Source organism: Pseudomonas sp. MT3 (assembly GCF_054720805.1).
The window spans coordinates 41,605-63,975 of record NZ_JBTVPY010000005.1; the positions used below are offsets into that span (position 1 = coordinate 41,605).

Sequence of the window (22,371 nt, forward strand, 5' to 3'; positions counted from 1 at the left end):
TGTTTTAATGCGTCAGGGCGTAGCGCCTGGGGCTACGCGGTCGAGATGGGAGGCGTCGATGTCGGCGATCCGGGTGACGCCGGCCAGGGTCATGGCCAGCAGTAGCTCGCGCTGCCAACTGGCGATCAGTGCGCGGACGCCGGCTTCGCCGGCGCCGGCCAGCGCCCAAACCCAGGGCCGGCCGATCAGCGCGCCGCGGGCGCCCAGCGCCACGGCGCGGAACAGATCGGTGCCACTGCGCACGCCACCGTCCACCAGGACTTCGATGTCGGCGCCGACCGCCTGGGCGATTTCCGGCAGCTTGCGGGCGGTCGAGAGAACGCCGTCGAGCTGGCGTCCGCCGTGGTTGGACACCACCAGCGCCTGGGCCCCGACACGCACCGCCTGGCGCGCATCGTCGGCGTTGAGGATGCCCTTGAGTATCAGCATCCCCGGCCACAGACCGCGCAGCCATTCGATGTCCGCCCAGGTCACGCCCGGGTCGAACTGGCTGTCGACCCAGGCCTTGAAGGCATCGATATTGCGCGCATGCGGAACCTGCGCGCTGAGGCTGCCGAAGGTCAGCGGCCGGCCGCGCAATGCGACCTGCCACAACCAGCCGGGATGGCCGAGCACCTGCCATGCCCTGCTCAGCGCCGGACCCGGACCGCCGGCGTCCAGGCCGTGGCGGGTGTCGCGGTGGCGCATGCCGGGCAGCGGCAGGTCGACGGTGAAGAGCAGGGTCCGGCAGCCGCTGGCCCAGGCCTTTTCCAGCATGGCGCGGACGACGCCGCGGTCGCGCAGCATGTACAGCTGGAACCAGCAGGGTGTGGTAGTGGCGGCGTGCACCTCGTCGACCGGACAGATGCCGACGGTGGACAGGCTGAAGGGCACCTGCAGCGCTTCGGCCGCGCGGGCTGCCTGCACCTCGCCGCGACGCGCCATCAGGCCGGCCAGGCCGACGGGCGCCAGTGCCAGCGGCAGCGCACAAGGCTGTCCGGCCAGGGTGGTGCGGGTGTCGATCCGCTCGACGTCGACCAGTACGCGCTGGCGCAGGTGGACGTCCTGCCAGTCGCGGGTGTTGGCCTGGAGCGTCTGTTCGTCGCTGGCGCCGCCGTCGACGTAGTCGCAGAGGAACGCCGGCAACCGGGCGCGGGCCAGCGCCTGGTAGTCGGCGCTCGTGGCGGGATAGGGTGGCCTGCTCATGTACTCTCCCTGGTGGATGGCTCAACTGCCATGACTGATGCTGCGGGCCGCCGCGCGCGCGGTAAGGATGCAGCCGGGGAGGAACGTCCCCTCCAGCGAGCGCTTGCCATTGGCGCCGCCACCGCCGAAACCGGCGGCCTCGCCCACGCAGTAGAGGCCGTCGATTGGACGGCCGGCAGCGTCCAGCACGCGGCTCTGCAGGTCGGTGCGCAGGCCGCCCAGGCTCTTGCGGGTGATCAACTGTGCCTGGATGGCGATGAACGGGCCGGCGCCGGGCATCTGCAAGGGTGCAGGCTTGCAGGTGCGCAGGCGGTCCGGCCCCCACTGGCGGGCATGCAGGATGCGGCGGAGCTGATCGTCGTTGTGCAACCGCCGGCCGCCGGCGAAGTTGGCATCGAAGGCGTCGGCGGTGGCCTGCAACACGTGCGGGTCGATGTCCAGCGAACAGGTCAGCGCGTTCATCTTCCCGGCTAGCCCGGTCAGCGTGTCGTCCACCAGGAAATGCCGGCTCTCGTGCTGCATCTGCCGGACCAGGCGGTGGTTGCCGGCCAGGGTCTCCCAGAGGAAGGCGGGGAACTGCCGGTCGCGGATGCGCGGATTGTGCTCGGCCCCCGAGATGGCGAACTCCTTGGCGGCGATACGCCAGTTCAGCAGATGCCAGGTCCAGGGTTTTTCCTGTTCGGCGACGCGCCGGCACAGCCAGTGGGTATCGAAACCGGTGACCAGCGGTTCGGGGCCGATGCGCCGGCCGCGGTGATCCAGCCACAGGGCGGACTTGCAGGGAATGGTGGAGAGCCCGTGCCCTTCGAAATGCGGATAGGGGTGTGGGAAGCCGGCGGCATAGTTCCACATCTCGCCGGCGTGGCTGATCCGGCCTCCCAGGTGTTCGGCCACCCAATGGTGGAGTTGGCCGTCGGCGTAGGGGTGGGCGCCGTTGAGCAGGGTGGCCGGTAGCGGGCGGGTGGCGGGCCAGTTGGCGCGGACCTGGGAGTGGCCGCCATTGATGCCGCCCATCGCCAGCACCACCACCGGCGCCTGCAGGCGGACTTCGGCAGCGCTGTCCTCGCAGACGGCCACTGCACCGCAGACCTTGCCGGCCTGGTGCTCCAACCCGGTGATGCGGTGGCGGTGCAGCAGATGCAGGCGCCCGGCGCTGTTGGCAGCGTGCAACGCGGCGACCAGTTGCCGGGCCAGGGTGTACCCGGTGCCCCAGAGCACGTGATAGCGCGGCAGGCTGTTGCCCTCGCCCTGTCGGCCGCGCTCCACCCAGTTGACCGCCGGCATGAACTTCAGCCCTTCGCCCAGCAGCCAGTCATGCACCTCGGAACACGAGCGCTCGACGTAATAGCGTGCCCACTGGAGGGGGTATTCGTCATCCGGCGCCAGTTCGCCGAAGCGCAGCCAGTCGCGCAAGGCCACTTCCGGCGTGTCCGGAATCTTCAGCCGGGCCTGCAGTGGCGTGCCCACCAGCGCCATGCCGCCGAATGCCCACAGGGCCAGGCCGCCGAAACGCCCAGGGCTGTCGCGGTCGACCAGGGTGACGCGCTGGCCGGCGCGCAGGGCTTCCAGCGCGGTCACGATGCCGGCGAGTCCACCGCCGGCTACCACAAGATCGGATTGCAGGTGCATGGTGTCGATCCCGTTGTGCTCGCAGGCCCGGCTTGCCCGGGATGCGTCTTGTCCAGGTCGACGATAACTGCCTATGATCCGCAGGGATTGACTTGGGAGGACAGGGGAATTGACCTTGCAGGCCAGTGTCTCCATGAGTTGGGTCAACACCGTCCTCGGCGCGGCGCAGCGCCTGGGGATAGAGCGCGATGCGCTGCTCAAGGCTGCCGGCATCGCGTCCGCCGAGATGGCGCAGGAGCGCTGGCCGGTCGACCACATCACTCGGCTGTGGCGGGCGGCGGTGCGCCTCACCGGCGATCCGGGGTTCGGCCTGAAGGCGGGAGCGCTGGTCGGCCCGGCCAGTTTCAACGTGGTCAGCTACCTGCTGCAGTCGGCGCCCACCCTGCGCGAGTCCATCGCCGTGGTTCAGAAGTACCAGCGCCTGATCAGCGATGGTGGGCGCCTGCAGATGATTCCCGGCGTGCACGCCAGCTGGCTGGTGTATCACCCCTGCCAGGATCGGCTGCCGTTCAGTCCGCACCAGATCGAGGCCGTGCTGGCCGCCGTGGTGGCTTTCGCGCACTGGAACTCGGGGAGCTACCAGCCGCCGGTCAAGGTGCAGTTCAGCCAGGCGCGGATTGGCCCGATGGCGGGCTATCACGCGGTCTTCCAGTGTCCGGTGGAGTTCAACCAGGCCTTCAGCGGCGTGCTGATCGACAACGCCCTGCTGGATGCGCCGCTGCCGCAGGCCGACGCGCAACTGGCCAGGGTCCATCAGCAGCACGCGGCCGCGCGGCTGTCGGCCTTGTCGCCGGCGGATGCGCTGATCCAGGAACTGCGTCGCTGGATCGACTCGCAACTGCATGCCCAACTGCCGACCCGTAGCCGCGCCGCCCAGGCGCTGGGGTTGAGCCCGCGCACACTGGCGCGGCGCATGCAGCAGCAACAGCTGGACTTCTCCACGCTGCTCGACCAGGCCCGCCGGGACGCCGCCCTGCACGCCGTGGCCGGCAGTTCGCAGGCGCTGGCGGATATCGGCCAGAGCCTGGGCTTTGCCGAGCCCAGTACCTTCTGGCGAGCCTTCAAGCGCTGGACCGGAGTGACCCCCGCGCAATGGCGGCAGCAGGCGACGACCGAAGCGGACGCCGCAGCCGAAGGCGACTAGCGATACCCGTACGCCCTGCGTAGGGGCGAGCTCGCGAACCCGCCTTCTTACCCGATGCTCGCGCAATAGTTGAAGATCACTCGCCTTCCACCCCATTGCGCTGATGCCGATAAACACTCACCGCCTCGTAAACCGCCTTGCGCAGCCGGTTGATGCCGCCAATCGGCCGGTGCTCGGGCAGTGCATGCCAGGGATTGTAGGAGAGGTTGTCGCAGGCGAGGTTCTGCTCGCGGCTGTCGAAGTCCTGGGGTGGGATGCTGACGGTGGCGACGGTCTGGAAGGGCGCGTCCTTTTCGCTCCATTCGACGCTGGTGTCTTCGATGGGCATGTATTTGCTCGGGTCCTGTTTCTGCACCTGCAGGGCGAAGCAGGCGGGTACGCGGTCGACCGAGAGTTGCTGGTACAGGGCGGTGCGCAGGAAGTTGGGGAGCTTTTCGTTGAGCTGGGGTAGCTCGTAGGCCGGGCAGCCTGCGCTCTGCGGGATGACGCGGTACTTGATGTTGTTTTCCTCGCCCAGCTTGTACGGGGCGATGCCGTTGTAGCCGGCCTGCAGGGGGCTGTCGGGGGCGGGGGCGAGGGTCTGCAGAGCGATGACCAGGTGGCGGATTTCCCAGGTGCCGGGCTTCCAGCTGGGGAAGAAGGCGGCGACTTTCTGGCCGCTGGCTTGCGCCGCGAAGTTCTGCCGGTATTCGGCGACGTCGCGGACGAAGAACACCGGGTGGTTGAACATGACGAAGTCCTGCTCGGTGTCGTGGCCCTTGCCGGGCATCAGCTTGGCGCCGGGGACGTCGAGCAGCTTGATGGCCATGCCGCGGGCGTCGCGGGTGCTGTCGAACTGCGGGTAGGCGTTGCCGTTGGAAAAACGCACCATCGCTTGCCATTTCTTGCCCGGTTCGGCGAACACGCCCTGGCGCAGGCCGGGGGCGAGGTCGTTGCTGACGGTGACTTCGGCCTTCACGCAGCCGTGGGCCTTGGCGTGGGCGTCACGCAATACGCGAGTGTTGTCGCGGTGCTGTTCGACGATGCGCACGGCGTCTTCGATGATGGCCTGGGTGAGCTGGGCTTCGCCCGGCGGGATTTCTTCCTGGGCGGAGACGGGGCCGGAGAATTTCCAGGCGTAGTAGAGGCTGCCGATGCCCCAGCCGAGCAGGCCGATGGCGGCGACGGCGAGCAGCAGGCGGCCGAGCAGTTTGCCGAGGAAGAGCCAGGTTCGGGTGAGCAGGGAGCGCATGGCACGGGGTCCTTTCGTGTTCTCTTTTTATGGAGAGGGCTTCAGGGGCTTCCCTCTCCCTGACCCTCTCTTCTGGAGAGAGGGGACTGCTGGATGGATCGGAGCGGGGGCTTGCCCCCACCCCGGCCCTCTCCCAAGGGGAGAGGGGGTGGAGCGCTGGTTCGGAGTGAGGCCTGCTCTTCTTGTAGGAGCGAGCTTGCTCGCGAACCTGCTTCACTTGGTGCTGCCGGGGAATTTGTTCGCGAGCAAGCTCGCTTCTACGAAAAGCGAAGCCTCACTCGCACTTCGGCCCGGGTGTCCACGGTTGGGTGGGGACGTTCGGGTCAAGCTTGCTTTCGTACTCGGGGTTGCCCAGCACCTTCAGGTATTCCACCAGCGCCCAGCGTTCTTCCGGGGTGAGAGCGCGGCCGATGGCGCCGTCCTTGCGGCAGCCGTCGCGGAACTCGTGGCCGCCGTTGCCGTTGCCGGTGATGCTGGTCTTGTAGAGGAAGCCGCCGGGGAAGCGTTCGGTGCGGTAGCCGGCGTACTTGGGGTCGTACTCGAAGGTGCCGACCCAGAACTGGCTGTCGCGCTCGGCCACCGGGGAGAGCAGTTGGAACAGGTTGGGCACCGAGCCGTTGTGCAGGAAGGGCGGGGTGGCCCAGATGCCGTCCAGCGGGCGTGCCTTGTAGGCACGCAGCTCCTGCACGCCGATGGGCAGCCCGTAGCCGTTCATTTCCTGCTGCTGCTCCGGGCTGATGTGCGCGTCGCGGTAGGCGCGCTGTTCGACGAAGGCGGTGACGTAGGCCAGGCCCTTGGCGGCGGAGATCTTCGACAGGTCCAGCGGCGTGTCGCTCTGCGGGTAGAGGTGGACGTTCATGCCTTGCAGTTCTTCAGGCTTGAGCTTCAGCGCGCGGACGTCGAAGGTGTTGTCGGCGATGTTGTCGGCGGTGGTCGGGTCGGTGCCGATCTCCTTCGTCGGGACCATCTTCATGCGCCACTCGGGCACCCGTGCCGGGGCGATGTAGTCCGGTGCGCCGGGTTCCTTCACGTGCGGACCGTGGCAGTAGACGCAGTTGGCCTGGAACAGGACGCGGCCCTGGGAGGCTTTTTTCAGGTCGATTTCGCCGAAGACGTCCGTGGGCCAGGTCGGCGGCTTGAGTTGCTTGAGGGTTTCCTCGAGGGTGTAGAGGTCGCGCAGGCGCACGCTGGAGGCGTAGCGCTCATCGCCCATCACTGGTTTGCCGTCGCCTTCGAACATGCGCAGGGTGGCACCCACGCCGAGGGCTTCGCCGATGTTGCGGGCCATTGGCTGCATGGCCGAGCCGTTCCACTGTACCCAGTCGAATTTCCAGATGTCCCAGACCTGCGGATAGTTCACCGGGGCGTTGGCGACGCGGTAGTTGGCCGGGTCGATGCCGTCGCCGAACACGCTGTTGGCGATGCGCCCGAAGGCGTCGGCGCGGCCAGGACCTTCGAGGGTCGGATAGAGGCCGCGGTGGGTGTCGTTCCAGGCGGTGGAGAGCAGGGTGCCGAGGACGTTGCGCACGTCGCGCTTGAGCGCGGCCTTGCCCTTGGGATAGCGGTCGCCCAGCACGCCCTTGGCGAAGCGGTCGAACTTCCACGGTACGTAGTAGGTGGCCCCGAGGCTGGCGCCCAGCGCCTGGCCGAAGGCGCCGCCGCGCAGGGTGGGCACGGTGGAGGCGATGGAGTGCATGGCCGCGCCGCCATCGATGCGCACGGCGGTGCCTTGGTAGCGCAGCTCGCCGGTGTGGCAGGCGGAGCAGGTGATGTCGAGGTACCAGGCGCCGGTCTCGCCGTCCTGGTGGCGGGCGAAGCCGACCGGCAGGTTGCCGGGGTTCCTGGCATTGGCGGCCCGGGTGTCGTCGGCGTCGCGGCCGATCTGCTCGGGCTCGATGAGGAAGCCGAAGCGCGCGAGGTTCTCGGGGCTGGCGAACTTGTCCCGGGAGAAGGGCTGTTCGAGGTGGGTGAACCAGTCGTAGCGCAGGCCTTTCACCTGGGTGCCCTGGGGCGTGTAGTAGTAGGTTTCGCGGTCGGCCTGGGTCCACTGGTCGAGGTGGATCATCTTTTCCGGCGGGGTGTACTGCGGCAGGTTGGGGTGCGCGGTGTACCAGGCGATGACGGCGCCGATCAGGAGAAGCAGCAACAGGACTGCAAGTAGGACGCGTCCGAGAATGCGCATCGAGACTTCCTTGTTAGTTATATGTGCGAAAGAGATTCGGACGTTTATGCCAAGTGCGTGGCGGATTGGCAAGGTGATGGCGCACGGTGACCAGGGTTTTTATGGGGTGGTGTCGGTTTGAGGGGCTGGGGCTCGGTGGGTACAGCGCTAATGGACCGGGCGCAGGTCGAACAGCAGGCTGAGGCTGAGCAGTACGCCGATCAGCACGCCAAGCACGCAGGCGATGATCAGCGGCCAGCGCAGGCTGCGGCTGTCGTCCTCATCGTCGGGCAGACGGGCGCGGATGGCGGGCCAGAGTTCGTCCGGCGGCGGCAGTTCCGGCCAGGGTTCGTCGCTGGGAGCGGTCGGCGGAAGGCCGGCGCGCTGGTGCAGCAGGGCGACCATCCAGTCCAGCGCGGCGCTGCGGGTGGGGTGGTAGCCGTCGGCGTCGGTCCAGACGTGGAGGAAGGTGTCGATCAGCAGGGCGTCGGCGTCCGCCTGATCGGTCTTCAGTTTCAACGCCAACGGGTACAGGCGCGGGGCGGTGCAGCGGTAGAGGGTAGCCAAGGCGCGCAGGTCGCCGTCGCCGCTTTCGGCGAGCAGGTGGCTGAGGAAGTTGGCTTCGTCCTGGTCGATGGTGGTCTCCGGCGGTGTCGCGGCGAGCGGGGCTGCGTGTGGAGGGTAAGGATAGATGGTGGGGTGCGCAGTGCTTCCTGCCTCGGCTTTCCTTCATCCCGGCAATGGTTGTGCGCACTATTCAGACGCGGCTCCGGGTTGCTCTTCGTAGGAGCGAGCTTGCTCGCGAACCGCATGGCAGCGGAGTGCCGGGCAAGCTCTGTTCGCGAGCAAGCTCGCTCCTACAATAAGGGCGGCGCTTCGCCGTTAGATCACGTCCTCGAACGGCAACCCCACGTAGTTTTCCGCAATGGTCGTGCGTCCGGCCTCGGAGCCGACGAAGTAGTCCAGCTCGGTCTCCAGCATGCGCCGGGTGAAGGCGTCGTTCTCGGGGAAGTGGTGCAGCATCGAGGTCATCCACCAGGAGAAGCGTTCGGCCTTCCAGATGCGTCGCAGGGCAATGGGCGAGTACTGCTCCAGCAACGCGGTACGGCCTTCGCCGTAGACTTTCAGCAGGATGCGGTACAGCGTGTTCACGTCGCTGGCCGCCAGGTTCAGGCCCTTGGCTCCGGTGGGTGGGACGATGTGGCCGGCGTCGCCGACGAGGAACAGGCGGCCATATTGCAGCGGCTCCACCACGAAGCTGCGCAGCGGGGCGATGCTTTTTTCCAGCGAGGGGCCGCTGACCAACTGGCGCGCGGCGTCTTCGGGAATGCGGCGCTTGAGTTCGTCCCAGAAGCGCTGGTCGGACCAGTCTTCCACCTTTTCTTCCAGTCCCACCTGCAGGTAGTAGCGGCTGCGGGTGGCGGAGCGCTGGCTGCACAGGCTGAAGCCGCGTTCGCTGCTGGCGTAGATGAGTTCGTGGTTGACCGGCGGGGTGTCGCTGAGCAGGCCGAGCCAGCCGAACGGGTAGACGCGCTCGAAGACGCTCAGGCGTTCGGCCGGGATGGTGCGCCGCGCCACGCCGTGGAAGCCGTCGCAGCCGGCGATGTAGTCGCAGTCCAGGCGCACGCGCTCGCCCTGGTGGGTGAAGGTGACGTAGGGCGCCTCGCCGGTGACGTCGTGCAGCTCCACGTCGGCGGCTTCGTACACGCTCATGGCGCCGCTGGCGGCGCGGACTTCCATGAGGTCGCGGGTGACTTCGGTCTGGCCGTAGACCATCACCTGCTTGCCGCCGGTGAGGGCCTTGAGGTCGATGCGCTCGCGGCGGCCGTTGAGGACCAGTTCGAAGCCGTCGTGCAGCAGCCCTTCAGCGTCCATGCGCGCACCCGCGCCGGCTTCGCGCAGCAGGTCGGCGGTGGTCTGCTCGAGCACCCCGGCGCGGATGCGGCCGAGTACGTAGTCGGGGGTCTGGCGTTCGAGGATGACGGTGTCGATGCCGGCCTTGTGCAACAGCTGGCCGAGCAGGAGGCCGGACGGGCCGGCGCCGATGATGGCAACCTGGGTTTTCATGATGGAGGTCCTTGTCGAGTGGGCCTGTTGTTTTTGTCACCTGCATTTTTTGTGGATTGGATTGGGCTTTGAAGGTAATTTCCAACAGTCTTCTTGGACTTTTCATGGATGTGGGCGGTGATCGAACAACGTGCTGATACTCCGGTCCCGGTGTTCCGCCTGTATGGCGAGACCACCGCCTGGCCGACGCCGGACCTGATCCACTGCGAATCCATCGCCTCGCGCAGCCGTCTGCACGACTGGGAAATCCGCCCGCACCGCCACGGCGACCTGGTGCAACTGCTCTATGTGCACTCCGGCGAGGCGGAGCTGGAAGTGGAGGGGCGGGTGCTGCCCGTTCGCGAGGCCTCGCTGCAGGTCACGCCGGCGCTGGCGGTGCATGGCTTCCGCTTTGCCGAGGACGTGCAGGGCTGGGTGCTGAGCATGGGCCTGCCGCTGGCCGAACAGCTCGGCCGCGTGCTGGAAAGCGCGGTGCTGGAACAGCCGGCGTGTTTCGCGGTGGGCGAGGACAAGCACCACCTGGACTCGCTGTTCGAATCCATCGACCGCGAGTATGCCGGGCAGGCGCCGGGTCGCGACCTGATGCTGCAATCGCTGCTCAACGTGCTGCTGGTCTGGCTAGGCCGCCGGGCGCTGGAGCAGTCCCGTGCCGAGGCCAGCCAACAGGACCGTGGCATCGAGCACGTGCAGGCGTTCGCCCGCCTGCTGGAGCGCGACTTCCGTGAGCACCGGCCGATCGAGCATTACGCGGCGTCGCTGGGCATCAGCGCCGCGCACCTGAACGCCCTGTGCCGGCGCCTGGCCGGGCAGTCGGCGCTGCAGATGATCCACCAGCGTCTGCTGCTGGAGGCCAAGCGCCACCTGGTGTACACCGCCATGACCATCCAGCAGGTGTCGGACAGCCTGGGCTTTTCCGAGCCCGCGTATTTCTCCCGATTCTTCAAGCGCTACGCCGGGGTTTCGCCCCGCGCGTTCCGCCAGCCGCGTTGAGCCGCCATGAATATCGATTCGCGTATCAAGTTCCGCCACCTGGTGTGTTTCCTCGAAGTGGCCCGGCAGGGCAGTCTGGCTCGCGCCGCGGATGCGCTGGCGGTGAGCCAGCCGGCGATTTCCAAGACGCTGAAGGAGCTGGAAGACCTGCTTGACGCCAGCCTGTTCGTGCGCGGCAAGAGCGGCGCCAGCCTGACCGAGGCGGGCGTGGCCTTCCTGCGCTACGCCGGCCCCTGCGTGCAGGCGCTGCGCGACGGGGTGAACAGCCTGCGCGGCGGCGAGTACGCCTCCAGCGTGGCGCGGCTGGGCGTGCTCTCCACCGTGGAAAGCCTGCTGATGCCGGAAGTGGTGCGGCGCCTGCACGAGCGGCATCCGGCGCTGGTGGTCAGCGTGATCACCGGGCCGAGTGCTCACCTGCTGTCGCAACTGCGGGTCGGCGAGTTGGACCTGGTGGTCGGCCGCATGACCGAAAGTCCGCAGATCCAGGGGCTGGCCTTCGAGCACCTGTACAGCGAGTCCATGACCCTGGTGGCCCGCGCCGGCCACCCGCTGCTGGGCCGACCGCTGCCGCCCTCGGCGCTGGACGACTGGCCGCTGGTGCTGCCTCTGGCCGGCACCACCATCCGCAAGTCCGCCGACAGCCTGCTGGTGCAGAGCGGCCTCGGCCAGCCGCGCCGGCGACTGGAAACCCTGTCCACGGTGCTCAGTCGCCATTATGTGTTGAGCAGCGACGCGCTGTGGATCGCTCCGCTGGATTCGGTGCGCCTGGACCTGCGTGCCGGCGAGATGCTCGAGCTGCCGCTGGACGTGCAGGAGCCGGGCGGTTCGGTGGGGGTGTGCAGCAACTCGACGCTGCCGCTGTCACTCGGTGCGCACTGGTGCCTGGAGGTGCTGCGCGAGGTAGGCGAGGCGTATCGCGAGGGGATGTATCCATAACCAATTGGTTATGGATTCCGGGCATCTTTTCAATGTTCCGCGCCGGGCAGACGGGCGACACTCCGCCGCACTGCCTGATGCAACAGGCTCCTATAAATCCAAAAAAAGGAGACCGACATGTCCGACGCGGAGAACAGCCGCTTCGTCATTCGTGACCGAAACTGGCACCCCAAGGCCTTCACCCCCGACTACAAGACCTCCATCACCCGCTCCCCGCGTCAGGCGCTGGTGAGCATTCCCCAGTCGATCTCCGAGACCAGCGGCCCGGACTTCTCGCACCTGAAGATGGGCGAACACGACAGCGATCTGCTGCTCAACTTCAACCACGGCGGCCTACCCATTGGCGAGCGCATCCTGGTTTTCGGCCGGGTCATGGACCAGTACGGCAAGCCCGTGCCGCACACCCTGGTGGAGATGTGGCAGGCCAACGCCGGCGGTCGCTACCGGCACAAGAACGACCGCTACCTGGCGCCGCTGGACCCCAACTTCGGCGGTGTCGGCCGGGCAATCACCGACAGCGAGGGGCGCTACTGCTTCCGCACCGTCAAGCCCGGCCCGTACCCCTGGCGCAATGGTCCCAACGACTGGCGCCCGGCGCACATCCACTTCTCCATCAGCGGCCCGTCGATCTCCACGCGGCTGATCACCCAGCTGTATTTCGAGGGTGATCCACTGATTCCGATGTGCCCCATCGTCAAGTCCATCGCCAACCCGGACGCGGTGCGGACGCTGATCGCCAAGCTCGACATGAGCAACGCCAACCCTATGGACTGCCTGGCCTACCGCTTCGACATCGTGCTGCGCGGCCAACGCAAGACCCATTTCGAGAACAAGTGAGGAGGACCGACCATGCCTATCGAACTGCTGCCGGAAACCCCCTCGCAGACCGCCGGCCCCTACGTCCATATCGGTCTCGCCCTGGCCGCCGCCGGCAACCCGGCCCGCGACCAGGAAATCTGGAGCGAAATGGCCAAGCCTGGTGCGCCCGGCGAACACATCGTGCTGATCGGTAACGTGTACGACGGTAATGGCCACCTGATCCGTGACTCCTTCCTGGAGCTGTGGCAGGCCGATCATGAAGGCCGCTACGACAGCGTCTACGACCTGGAAAAGCCGTTCAACGGCTTCGGCCGCACGGCGACCACCTTCGATGCCGGCGAATGGCAGGTGCGCACCATCAAACCCGGCGTGGTGAAGAATGCCGCCGGCGTGCCGATGGCGCCGCACATCAACGTCTCGCTGTTCGCCCGTGGCATTAACATTCATCTGCAGACCCGCCTGTACTTCGAAGATGAAGCAGAGGCGAACTCCGTGGATCCGGTTTTGAACCTCATCGAGCAGCACGAGCGTCGGCAAACGCTCATCGCAAAGCGCTGCGAGGTGGACGGGAAGCTCGCTTACCGGTTTGATATCCGCGTTCAGGGTGATGCGGAAACGGTATTCTTTGACTTTTAACCTCGAGACATCCGCCGAACCGGTCGCCGACCGTGTCCGGCGGCACTTCGCCGCCGCGCTCGACGAGCGCGGCTACCGAGCGGACGATGCACAGATGGCGGCGGTGGATCACCTCGCCACCTGGCTCGACGACTTCCTCGCCGGCCGCCACGGCTTCCTGCGCAAGCCGGTGGCGGGCGTCTACCTGTGGGGCGGCGTAGGGCGCGGCAAGAGCTTCGTCATGGACCAGTTCTTCGCCGCCGCACCGACCCAGGCCAAGCGCCGCGTGCACTTTCACGCCTTCCTGCAGGAGTTGCAGGGGCGCATGCTGGCGATCACCGGACAGTCCGACCCGCTGGTGCGCGTGGCCCGCGCCATCGCCGAAGAAACCCGACTGCTGTGCTTCGACGAATTCCACGTCCACGACATCGGCGACGCCATGCTCCTGGGGCGTATGCTGAAGGTGCTGGTGGACGAAGGCGTAGGCCTGGTCTGCACGTCCAACTACCAGCCGGAAAACCTCTGCCCGAACCCGCTGTACCGCGAACGTTTCCGTCCGGCCATCGAGCTGATCGAAAAGCGTTTCGACGTGATTTCGGTGGATGCCGGGCAGGACTACCGCGAGCACAGCAGTTCGCTGGAAGAGTGGGGCAGCTTCCTCTGGCCGGCGCGCGCCGATGACCTCGAGCTGATCGGCTCCCGACTGGGGCTGGCGGCGGACGCGAAGTTCGACGAGGTGCTCAGCGTCAATCACCACCCGCTGAAGGTGCATGCCCACGATGATCACTGTGCGTGGATGGATTTCAGCGAGATGTTCGAACGCCCGCGCTCGGCCAGCGACTACCTGTGGCTGATCGAGCACTACCCGCGCATGGCGGTGAGCGGCCTCGGCCCGCTGGCGGACTATCCGCCGGACGTGAGCATGCGCTTCCTCAACTTCATCGACATCGCCTACGACCGCCAGTTGAGATTGCAACTGTTCGCCGCCGTTTCGCTGGAAGAACTGGCCGCGGGCGGGGCGGCGGCGGACTTTGCGCGGACGCTGAGCCGGTTGCGGCAGTTGAAGCGGGAGCCGTTGTCGGCGTCATCCTCCTGAGTGTGGCCTCGATTGGGGTGTCTGTTCGCGAGCAAGCTCGCTGTCCGCGCCGAGGTTGCTCTTCGCGCCGGCGAGGTCTTCCTCGCCGTTGCTCACCGAGAGGGCGAAGGATGGCAAGGGGCGACGCAGTGAAGCGCGAATCGCGCCGTTCCGGGCCCGCTCAACTGAACAGCCAGCGGGCGGCGAACCGCGTATACCGGGGCATCACCAGGTAGACCATCAGGAGCACCAGGACGGTCGCGACCAGAAGGCCGAACAGCCAGGGCTCCCGCAGCGGCGCGATCCAGTTCTGCAACGGATGCAGTATCCACGGCAGCAACTGGGTCAGCGGGTAGATGGCCGACAGGGTGATCAGGAACTGCTTGAACGGACGGGCGTGCAGCGGCGCCAGCCGGGAGGGGGTGAACCAGAACTCCAGGCCGGTCTCGATCTCGCCTTCCTCGATGGACTGCAACCACGGCCGCGCGCGCTCCACCAGGCGTTGGCGGGTGGGGGACTCGATCCAGTCCCGCAGGTGTTCGTGGGTATCGAAGCGCAGCACCAGGGAGTAGGGCGCCTGGGCGCCGTGCGGGCGAATGATCGCCACGCCCATGTGCCCCGGAAACTGCCGCGAGGCGTTGGAGATCTCGCGGATCCAGGCCTCGTAGTCGTCCCGGTGTTGCGGCGTCACCTAGTGGCGGATGAGCAGGGTCACGGCATCGTGCATATTGCTGTCTCCTAGAGCGGGAACACGGCGCGCAGCCACAGCGTGTCGCCCTCGGCGCGGTTGCGCACGCCGGTTTCCTGGTACGCCTTGGCGGTGAGGAACCAGCCCTGGCCGCTGTCGTAGCGCACCGAGGGGCCGATGGCGCGGGCGGCGCCCTTGTTGTCGCGCACGGTGTGGCCGTCCTGCTCGTCGTCGGTGATCTGCTGGTAGAAGTAGCCGCCCACGCCCACCGTCCAGCCGTTGCCGAAGGCCCAGCCGGCGGCGTAGTCGACGATGAATTCGTCGCCGGAGCGGTAGTCGGTGTCGTCGTTGCGTGCGTTGATGCCGTACATCACCTTGGCGTCGGCGTTGAAGCCCTTCGCGTCGATCCAGGAGATGCCGCCGACCAGATGGGTCGCCCAGTAGTTGCGGCCGATGTTGGCCAGGTCGTCCTTGTCGTATTCGCCGGTCGGCGCGAAGAAATCGATGGCCGCCACGGTGTGCAGGTTCGGCGAGTGGTGCCAGCCGATCGAGGGACCGAAGACGATGTCGCCGACGCCGGTGTTGCGTTGCGAGTGGCCGCCGGCGGAGACGTCGAGGGTGACTACCGGCACGATGGTGTGCAGCGCCAGCGTGCCGCCCAGCAGTTCCTGCGGGGTGACCCAGATGAAGCGTGGCGCGATGGCGTCGGCGCGGACCTTGAAGCCCTGCACCGGCACGCTGCGGCCGTCGTTGCCCTTCAGTTCGTCGGCGCGGTAGTGCTGCACGTCGACCATCATGTAGGTGCCCGGCGGCGGCAGGGCGCAGCAACCGAAGCCGTTGACGCCCGGCGCGTAGACGGTGCCGCCGCCTTCGGTGGCGAAGGCCAGGGGCGTGATGCCGAAGAGGCCGAGCAGCAGGGTGGAGCGGGAGAAGGTGCAGGCTTTCATTGTTATTGTCTCCTGACATTGATCGGTGGTCGGGACGCGTGCGTCCCTCCGCCCGGCGTTGGCAATGGCGGGCGGTGGCGTGGCGGGCTAGTGGGCGAACAGCGGTGCCATGTCCGCTACCGGCGAGGGTTCCAGCAGGCGCACGTCGCTGGCGACGGTCAGCGGTGCGAGGCTGCGCAGGAAGCTGGTCCAGGCGGAGGAATGGCGTAGCTGCTGGCGGTGTTCCCGCAGCGCCTCGAGATGGGGGAAGCGGCGGTAGATCAGTACCTCGTTGAGTGCGCCGGCGATGGAGCTGAAGGCGGCGAATACGCCGTTGAGCGCCACCGGGTCGTCATCGAGGGCGTGCTGGCGGAAGGCCTCCCAGCAGGCTGGCACGCCGCCCGCGGAGAAACTCAGGGTGGTCTGCTCGACCAGGCTGTCCGCGCCGAACAGCGCGCCCTGGGCTGGCAGCCAGTCCTGGCCGTTGCCCCAGTGCGGGGTCAGTTCGGGCAGCGGCGCGGGCAGCAGGAACTTGCTCTCCTGGCGCGCGATGAGTGGGCGGATCACGCGGAAATATGGTTGCAGGCGCGTCTGCCCGTAGATGCCGTAGAGCCGGCTGTGCCAGTCCTCGAAGCTGTCGTAGCGGTACAGGCTGACGACCTGGTCCGTGGGGCCGCTGCGCGTGGCGAAGGCACCGATCAGGCGCTCGAAGATCGGTCGCAGACCGTGTTCGCCCCGTTCCCGCTGGGCTTCCCAGAACAGCTCCTCGGCACCCAGGTGCAGGGTATAGGCGCGGTATTCGATCAGCATGGCGGTCTCCACGCTCAACGGGGCTCGACGCCGTCGAAGGCACGCTGCAGCAGCGCGCGCAGCGCCGCGCGGTCGAGGGGGCGAGGGTTGGGGTAGGGCGCGGCGACGGCGAGATCGGCGGCGCGGTCCAGGCCGTCGGCGGGCATGCCGATCTCGCGTAGCGAGCGCGGCGCCTCCAGTCGGCGGCCCAGGGCGACCAGCCCGGCGATGCCATCTTCGCTGCCCAGGGCGCGGGCCAGCGCCTGCATCGCCTGCGGCGCGGACTCGGCGTTGTAGGCCAGGGCATGGGGCAGGATCACCGTGTGCAGCTCGGCGTGGGGCAGGTTGAAGCTGCCGCCAAGCACGTGGCAGAGCTTGTGGTGCAGGCCCATCTGCACGCGGCCGAGCACCGCGCCGCAGAGCCAGGCGCCGTACAGCGCGTCGCCGCGGGCATCGAGGTCGCCGGGGGCGCGCTGCAGTGCCGGCAGGGCGGCGGCCAGGGCGCGAATGCCTTCTTCCGCCATCAGCTTGTGCACCGGGCTGGCGTTGTGTGCGTAGAGACCTTCGGTGGCGTGAGCGATGGCATTCATGCCGCTGCTGATGCTGATCGCCAGCGGCAGGCCGACGCTCAGTTCGGGGTCGTAGATCACCGTGCGCGGGGTGACCTTCCAGTCGCGGCCGGTCTTCTTCTCGCCGCCTTCGGTGATGCCGTACAGCGGGGTCATTTCCGAGCCGGCGTAGGTGGTCGGCAGAGCGAGGATCGGCAGCGACGATTCCAGGGCGATGGCCTTGGCCAGCCCGATGGTGGAACCGCCACCGACCGCCACGCAGGCATCTGCGCCGACTTCGCGGGCGACCTCGATGGCCTTGCTCGCGGCCTCCCGCGGCACATGCATCACCGCGCCGCCGTAGACTCCGGCGCTGCGCTCGCCGAGCAGGCCGGCGATGCGCTCGCCCAGGGCGGTCTGGTCCGGGGTGGTCAGCACCAGGGCGCGCTGGGCGCCGAGGGCATCGAGTTCGGCGACGATCCGCTCGCGGCTGCCGCGGCCGAAGATCACCCGCGAAGCGGGCTCGTCATGGAGGAAGGCCTGGATGCTCATGGTCGGGTTTCCTGATGCAGTGGCTCGGCGTCCAGCAGGTTGCGCGCGTAGCCGATCTCGGTGTCACGGATGCCGTGCTCGAAGGCCGGCTCTATGTGCAGGTGGACTTCGGCGCCGGCGGCGCGCAGCAGCGCGGCGCTTTCCTGCACGCTTTCCGGCGGCACATGGGGGTCGTCGTCCCAGCTCGACAGCAGCACCGGCAGGTCGCGCAGCGCCGGCCGGACGGTATCGCGCGGCAGGCCGGGCGGGCCGATCAGGCCGCCGGTGAAGCTCACCAGCGCGCGGTAGCGGTGGGCACTGCGCCAGGCGAACTCGCAGCACAGGCAGCCGCCCTGGGAGAAGCCCATCAGTACCTGGGAGGAATAGGGGAAGCCCTGTGCCACCAACTGCGCGGAGAGTCGCTCCAGGCGTTCCAGGGCCTGGGACAGGCGCGGCTCGTTGGTTTCCAGCGGCGCGATGAAGCGCTCCGGGTACCAACTGCCGCTGTCCGCCGTGGGGGCGAACCAGGCCAGGTCGGCGCGGCCGAAACGCTCGATCACCAGTTGTTGCATCAGCTCCGCCGACTGACCACGGCCATGCACGAGGATGACTGCCAGGCGCGCCTCGTGCGGAGCGGCGCCGAAGACCCGGACGGGCGGTTCGAGGTGAGGGTTGGGTTGTGCCATTGCGCTTCTCCGGGCTGCCGACCAGCCGTGGCATGGCCGCCGTGATGGCGGCCGCGGGAACGGATCGTCAGTCGTATTTCAGCGATTCCAGCGAGGCGAGGATTTCCTCGCGCTGGTGGTTGAACTGCGGGGCGATCATGATTTCCGCGCCGAGGTTCTCGTAGCTTTCGTCGATCAGGAATCCTTCGGGCTTCGACACGGTGGCCTCGAACATCGCGCCGCTGGGGGTGCGCACGTAGATCGATTCGAAGTAGCCGCGGTCCTTGCGCTCGGAGGTGTCGGTGAAGCCAAGGCCCTCCAGGCGGCGCTTGACCGCGTCCTGCACCAGGTGGTCGGCGACCTGGAACGCGCAGTGGTGCACCGTGCCCTCGCCGTACGACCAACTGGCCTGCGGCAGGCGGGACTCCAGGGCGAAGTCGACGTAGCGTCCGGAGCCGCCGTCGCCGAACTGGAAGCGGGTGAACTTGCCGTCGCGGGCGGTTTCGCCGGCGCTCCAGGCGTCGATCATGAACTCCTGCGAGGGCTCCATCGCCGGTGCGTTGATGACGATGGTGTGCAGGCCGCGGATTGCCAGCTCGGCCGGGACTTCGCCGTTGGAGTAGGGCGTGCGGTCATCGTCGGCGATGCCAATCAGCTCGTAGGGAATGCCGCAGGGATGGGCGAAGCTCAGCACCTGCTCGCCGAAGCGCTCGCTGCGCTTCACCTCGAAGCCGTGATCGGCCAGGCGCCTGGCCCAGAAGCCGATGCTGGACGCCGGCACCGACAGGCTGATGGTGTTGATCTGGCCGTTGCCGCGCTGGCCCTTGCGGCCGAAGTGCGCGACCGGGAAGCAGGTCAGCAGGGTGCTTTCCTCGCCCACGTCGTTGCCGTAGTAGAGGTGGTAGAAGGGTTTGGAACCGTCGTAGATCAGGGTCTTCTTGACGCTCTTGAGGGACAGGACCTTGGTGTGGAAGTCGTAGTCCTGCTGGGCAGTACCCACGCTCAGGGTGATGTGGTGGTGACGCTGAATTGCCGCATTCATGATGGGGTTCCTCATGATTTTATTGTTGTCGGTGGCCAAGTCAGGTTGGTACTGCACACGAGGGCTTGGCGGTTTTCCTCAGTGATCGGTGGAGTGTTCTGCGGTGCTCATCGCCTGGTCGACCAGGTCCCAGATGAAACGGCCCGAGGGTTCGCGCTGCTCCTCGGCGATGTGGGCGACCAGCCCGGCGGCGCGGCTGAGTACGGCGAAGCCACGCATCAGCTCCGGCGGCACGCCGATGTCGCCGAGCAGGGCGGCCACCGCGCCGGTGGCATTGATGGTGATGTGCCGCCCGGCGGCTTCGTCGATCGCGCCGGCCAGCGCCTGCAGCGCTTCGCAGTGGCGGCCGAAGGTGCCGGTCCGCGCGGCCAGTTCGAGCAGCGCAACGGCGCGGGGATCGTCGGGCCGGTGCAGGTGGTGGCCGAAGCCGGGAACGGGCTGGCGCTGGGCGCGGTGCTCGGCGGCGATGCGCCGGGCTTCGGCGGCGCCTTGCTCACCGGCTTCCACTATCCGGCGCAGCAGCCCGGCGGCGGGTTCCATCGTGCCGACGAAGCGGCTGGCCACGGCCAGCAGGCCGGCGGCGACACCCGCCTGGAGGTTTTCCGGGGAGCTGGAGTAGACCATCCGCGCGGCGATCACGCTGGGCGTCAGGCCATGCTCCATCAGGGTCACCAGCACCGCATCGACGATGGTCAGTTCGGCGGCGCTGGGCTGCCGGCCGAAGGTCTGGCGGAGGAACACCTCGACGAAGCCGGCCTTGCCGATCAGCTCGTCGACCAGATTGGCGTCGCGGTAGTGGATGGCGTCCGGGCCGTGGCTGCACAGCTGGGTGCGCGGGGCTTGAGTGCTCATGATGCCTGGCTCGCTTTCAGGATGGCTTCGCGCACCGCCGGCTTGAGGATCTTGGCCACGGCGCTCTGCGGCAGTACGTCGAAGAAGTGGATGTGCTTGGGCGTTTTCACCGAGCCCAGTTCACGCTTGACCAGGCCGATCAGTTCGTCGGCGCTGACCTGCATGCCGTTGCGCAGGCGTACCGCCGCATGCACCGCCTCGCCCCACTTGGGATCGGCGATGCCCACCACCGCACAGTCGGCTACCGCCGGGTGCGAGGAGAGCACTACCTCGACATCGCTGGGGTACACGTTGAAACCGCCGGTGATGATCACGTCGCGCAGCCGGTCGCGCAGGAACAGGAAGCCGCGCTCGTCGAACACGCCCGCATCGCCGGTGCGCAGCCAGCCGTTGACCAGGGTCTTGCGGGTTTCCTCCTCGGCATTGAGGTAGCCGCCCATCACCAGGTCGCCGCGCACCGCAATTTCGCCTTCCTCGCCCACCGGCAGCGGATGGCCCTCGGCATCGACGATGGCCACCTGGGTCAGCAGCGAGGGCCGGCCGATGGAACTGAGGTTGTCGCCGTGCATCTCCTGCGGCGGCATGAAGGTGATGATCTGCGGCGCTTCGGTTTGCCCGTACGAGGTGCACAGCACCGGGCCGAAGACCGCCTGCGCGGCGCAGATCTGTTCCGGTCGCATGGGAGCGCCGCCGTAGACCAGGTAGCGCAGGCTGGAGAGGTCGCGCGGTGCGTGGCGTTGCTCCTCGGCCAGGGACTGGATCAGCGTCGGCGGGGCGAAGAAGATCGTCACCCGGTGCCGCGCCGCCGCATCCAGCAGGGCGGCGGGGCCGCTGCCGTCGGGGAAGACCAGCGCGCCGCCGGCGCCGAGCAGCGGCAGCATGTAGGTGCCGGTGCCGTGGGTGATCGGCGCGGCGACCAGATAGCGGTCGTCCGGCGTCAGGCCGAGCTCATGGATCTGCGTGACGATGTTGGTGTTCCAGGCCCGCAGCGGTTGGATGACGCCCTTGGGCGTGCCGGTGGTGCCGCCGGTGAACTTGATGGCCTGGGCGTATTCCAGCGACACGCCGCCCCGCGAGCGAGGCCCCATCGCCGCTTCGACGGCCACGGCGGCGTTGCGCTGCAGCACGTCGAGCAGCTCCAGACGCGCCGGGATGCCCGCCAGGCGCGCGGCCATCGACTCGTCGGCGAGCACCAGGCCAGGCTCGGCGAACTCGACGATGCGGCGCAGTTCCGGGTCGCCATTGCGCGGGTTGAGCGGCACCCAGACCTTGCCGGCGGCCAGCACGGCGAGCAGGGCGAGCAGGTGGTCCACGCTGTTCGCCGCGGCTATGCCGACCCGGCTGCCGGGCAGCGGATCGAGTGCGGTCAGTACCGAGGCGCGGGCCAGCACGGTATCGGCCAGTTCGCGGAAGGTCAGCGATCCGCTCGTGCCGATCAGCGCGGTGCGGTGGGGGAAACGCTCGGCCGAGCGCCAGAGAAAGTGGATCGGGTACATGCGGGCTCCTGCGGGTGGCGGCTGGTGATCCCAGGACAAAAGCCGGATGGGCTTCGTTGATTCAAATGTTCGAACATTCGAATATTCATGTCAATGCCCTTTTGCCGCGTTATCATCGGTGGCATTCCATTGCCCTCCGAAAGGCCCTGACCACGCCATGAAAACCTCGCACGACCTCGACGACGACGTGCTGAGCGCGCCCGCGCCACGCCACCTCGACCTTGCCCGCAGCCTGATGCAGGACATCCGCAACGGCCAGCCGGCGATCGGCGAACTGCTGCCGACCGAGGCCGAGCTGTGCGCCAAATGGGGCCTGAGCCGCTACACGGTGCGCCAGGCGATCCAGAAACTCTGCGCGCTGGGGCTGGTGACGCGGCAGGCCGGGGTGGGCACCACGGTGGTGGCGAGCCGGCCGCAGTCCCGCTACACCCAGTCGATGGACAACCTGTCCGACCTGGTCCGCTATGCCCAGGGCACCCGCTTCCGCATGACCGGCCGCCAGGACCTCAAGGCCGGGGCCGAGCACGCCCAACTCCTGCGCGGTGCGGCCGGGGGGCGGTGGCTGCACCTGAACGGTACGCGGTTGAGCGCCGACGACGACGGCGAGCCGATCGCCCTGGTCGACATCTACGTCGACGCGGCCTACGGCGACCTGCCGGGGATCAGCCCGAGCATGGATGTGCCGGTCTACACGCTCATCGAGGAGCGCTACGGCATCAAGGTCACCCGCGTCGAGCAGGAGATCCAGGGCGTGCTGATCGAGGGCGCGGCGGCCGACCTGCTGCAAGTGCCCAGGGGATCGCCGGGGTTACGCATCATCCGGACCTATTTCGTTCGCGACCGGGTCATCGAAGTGACCACCGGGATGCATCCGGCCAGCCGCTTCAGCTATTCGATGTCGTTCCAGTTGTCCTCGTCGGCCATGTGAGAAGAGCGTCCCGCCACTGCCTTCCGTGCCATGCGGAAAAGGCTTGCCCGGGGT

General features: G+C 67.8%; 21 protein-coding genes. 7 read left to right on the forward strand and 14 right to left on the reverse strand.

All coding sequences use genetic code 11. The annotated features are described in order from the left end of the window. Positions 1 to 12: 12 nt before the first annotated feature. Both ACYCAX_RS06790 and ACYCAX_RS06795 read right to left on the reverse strand, forming a co-directional pair. Positions 13 to 1,185: an L-lactate dehydrogenase gene (locus ACYCAX_RS06790; protein ID WP_294980843.1), complete on the reverse strand. Its 1,173-nt coding sequence runs from the start codon at positions 1,183 to 1,185 to the stop codon at positions 13 to 15. 21 nt (positions 1,186 to 1,206) lie between these two features. Further along, positions 1,207 to 2,814, reverse strand: a complete 1,608-nt coding sequence (locus ACYCAX_RS06795) for an FAD-dependent oxidoreductase (RefSeq protein WP_294980840.1) — start codon at positions 2,812 to 2,814, stop codon at positions 1,207 to 1,209. Positions 2,815 to 2,947: 133 nt separating this feature from the next. Between ACYCAX_RS06795 and ACYCAX_RS06800 the strand changes: the two genes are divergently transcribed. Beyond that, on the forward strand, positions 2,948 to 3,958 hold the full coding sequence (locus tag ACYCAX_RS06800) for an AraC family transcriptional regulator (protein WP_294980837.1): 1,011 nt from the start codon (positions 2,948 to 2,950) through the stop codon (positions 3,956 to 3,958). A 76-nt stretch (positions 3,959 to 4,034) separates the two neighbouring features. Here the strand turns inward: ACYCAX_RS06800 and ACYCAX_RS06805 are convergent, their stop codons facing one another. From ACYCAX_RS06805 to pobA, 4 genes are all read right to left on the reverse strand, one after another. Further along, a complete protein-coding gene (locus tag ACYCAX_RS06805) occupies positions 4,035 to 5,189 on the reverse strand; it encodes a catalase family protein (protein WP_294980834.1) in 1,155 nt (384 codons plus the stop codon). A 274-nt stretch (positions 5,190 to 5,463) separates the two neighbouring features. Continuing rightward, complete coding sequence (locus tag ACYCAX_RS06810; RefSeq protein WP_015476941.1) at positions 5,464 to 7,371, reverse strand: di-heme-cytochrome C peroxidase; 1,908 nt, start codon at positions 7,369 to 7,371, stop codon at positions 5,464 to 5,466. A gap of 147 nt (positions 7,372 to 7,518) precedes the next feature. Then, complete coding sequence (locus ACYCAX_RS06815; protein WP_015476942.1) at positions 7,519 to 7,917, reverse strand: sigma-70 family RNA polymerase sigma factor; 399 nt, start codon at positions 7,915 to 7,917, stop codon at positions 7,519 to 7,521. Between the two features lie 315 nt (positions 7,918 to 8,232). Then, entirely contained in the window at positions 8,233 to 9,417 is a 1,185-nt protein-coding gene (gene pobA, locus ACYCAX_RS06820) for a 4-hydroxybenzoate 3-monooxygenase (RefSeq protein ID WP_015476943.1), read from the reverse strand. Between the two features lie 120 nt (positions 9,418 to 9,537). On the opposite strand from pobA, the gene ACYCAX_RS06825 reads away from it, so the two are divergent. The 5 genes from ACYCAX_RS06825 (at position 9,538) to zapE (ending at position 13,873) form a co-directional block, all read left to right on the forward strand. After that, positions 9,538 to 10,407: a helix-turn-helix domain-containing protein gene (locus ACYCAX_RS06825; RefSeq protein ID WP_041712547.1), complete on the forward strand. Its 870-nt coding sequence runs from the start codon at positions 9,538 to 9,540 to the stop codon at positions 10,405 to 10,407. A gap of 6 nt (positions 10,408 to 10,413) precedes the next feature. Beyond that, on the forward strand, positions 10,414 to 11,343 hold the full coding sequence (gene pcaQ / locus ACYCAX_RS06830) for a pca operon transcription factor PcaQ (RefSeq protein WP_015476945.1): 930 nt from the start codon (positions 10,414 to 10,416) through the stop codon (positions 11,341 to 11,343). 117 nt (positions 11,344 to 11,460) lie between these two features. Then, the gene (pcaH, locus tag ACYCAX_RS06835) at positions 11,461 to 12,180 is read left to right on the forward strand and encodes a protocatechuate 3,4-dioxygenase subunit beta (protein WP_460247663.1); all 720 of its coding nucleotides are present in this window, start codon (positions 11,461 to 11,463) and stop codon (positions 12,178 to 12,180) included. A 12-nt stretch (positions 12,181 to 12,192) separates the two neighbouring features. Continuing rightward, the gene (gene pcaG / locus ACYCAX_RS06840; RefSeq protein ID WP_015476947.1) at positions 12,193 to 12,798 is read left to right on the forward strand and encodes a protocatechuate 3,4-dioxygenase subunit alpha; all 606 of its coding nucleotides are present in this window, start codon (positions 12,193 to 12,195) and stop codon (positions 12,796 to 12,798) included. Then, positions 12,788 to 13,873: a cell division protein ZapE gene (gene zapE, locus ACYCAX_RS06845; protein ID WP_041711915.1), complete on the forward strand. Its 1,086-nt coding sequence runs from the start codon at positions 12,788 to 12,790 to the stop codon at positions 13,871 to 13,873. The genes pcaG and zapE overlap by 11 nt, the downstream gene beginning before the upstream one ends. Positions 13,874 to 14,033: 160 nt before the next feature. On the opposite strand, the gene ACYCAX_RS06850 is transcribed toward zapE, so the two are convergent. The 8 genes from ACYCAX_RS06850 to ACYCAX_RS06885 all read right to left on the reverse strand — a co-directional run bounded on the left by ACYCAX_RS06850 (position 14,034) and on the right by ACYCAX_RS06885 (position 21,389). Next, the gene (locus tag ACYCAX_RS06850) at positions 14,034 to 14,543 is read right to left on the reverse strand and encodes an antibiotic biosynthesis monooxygenase (protein ID WP_460247664.1); all 510 of its coding nucleotides are present in this window, start codon (positions 14,541 to 14,543) and stop codon (positions 14,034 to 14,036) included. 47 nt (positions 14,544 to 14,590) lie between these two features. Beyond that, on the reverse strand, positions 14,591 to 15,487 hold the full coding sequence (locus ACYCAX_RS06855) for a SphA family protein (protein WP_015476950.1): 897 nt from the start codon (positions 15,485 to 15,487) through the stop codon (positions 14,591 to 14,593). Positions 15,488 to 15,574: 87 nt separating this feature from the next. Next, complete coding sequence (locus tag ACYCAX_RS06860) at positions 15,575 to 16,276, reverse strand: NIPSNAP family protein (RefSeq protein ID WP_294978731.1); 702 nt, start codon at positions 16,274 to 16,276, stop codon at positions 15,575 to 15,577. A 14-nt stretch (positions 16,277 to 16,290) separates the two neighbouring features. Next, positions 16,291 to 17,355, reverse strand: a complete 1,065-nt coding sequence (locus ACYCAX_RS06865; protein WP_460247665.1) for a maleylacetate reductase — start codon at positions 17,353 to 17,355, stop codon at positions 16,291 to 16,293. Beyond that, positions 17,352 to 18,020 carry an alpha/beta hydrolase gene (locus ACYCAX_RS06870; RefSeq protein WP_460247666.1) on the reverse strand — a complete coding sequence of 223 codons (669 nt, stop codon included), beginning with the start codon at positions 18,018 to 18,020 and terminating at the stop codon, positions 17,352 to 17,354. Before ACYCAX_RS06870 ends, ACYCAX_RS06865 begins: the two co-directional genes overlap by 4 nt. A 67-nt stretch (positions 18,021 to 18,087) precedes the next feature. Next, positions 18,088 to 19,041: a VOC family protein gene (locus ACYCAX_RS06875; RefSeq protein ID WP_015476954.1), complete on the reverse strand. Its 954-nt coding sequence runs from the start codon at positions 19,039 to 19,041 to the stop codon at positions 18,088 to 18,090. A 78-nt stretch (positions 19,042 to 19,119) separates the two neighbouring features. Beyond that, positions 19,120 to 19,893 carry a citryl-CoA lyase gene (locus ACYCAX_RS06880; protein ID WP_460247667.1) on the reverse strand — a complete coding sequence of 258 codons (774 nt, stop codon included), beginning with the start codon at positions 19,891 to 19,893 and terminating at the stop codon, positions 19,120 to 19,122. After that, the gene (locus ACYCAX_RS06885; protein WP_015476956.1) at positions 19,890 to 21,389 is read right to left on the reverse strand and encodes a class I adenylate-forming enzyme family protein; all 1,500 of its coding nucleotides are present in this window, start codon (positions 21,387 to 21,389) and stop codon (positions 19,890 to 19,892) included. The genes ACYCAX_RS06880 and ACYCAX_RS06885 overlap by 4 nt, the downstream gene beginning before the upstream one ends. A gap of 157 nt (positions 21,390 to 21,546) precedes the next feature. On the opposite strand from ACYCAX_RS06885, the gene ACYCAX_RS06890 reads away from it, so the two are divergent. Continuing rightward, on the forward strand, positions 21,547 to 22,317 hold the full coding sequence (locus ACYCAX_RS06890) for a GntR family transcriptional regulator (protein ID WP_015476957.1): 771 nt from the start codon (positions 21,547 to 21,549) through the stop codon (positions 22,315 to 22,317). Positions 22,318 to 22,371 lie beyond the last annotated feature (54 nt).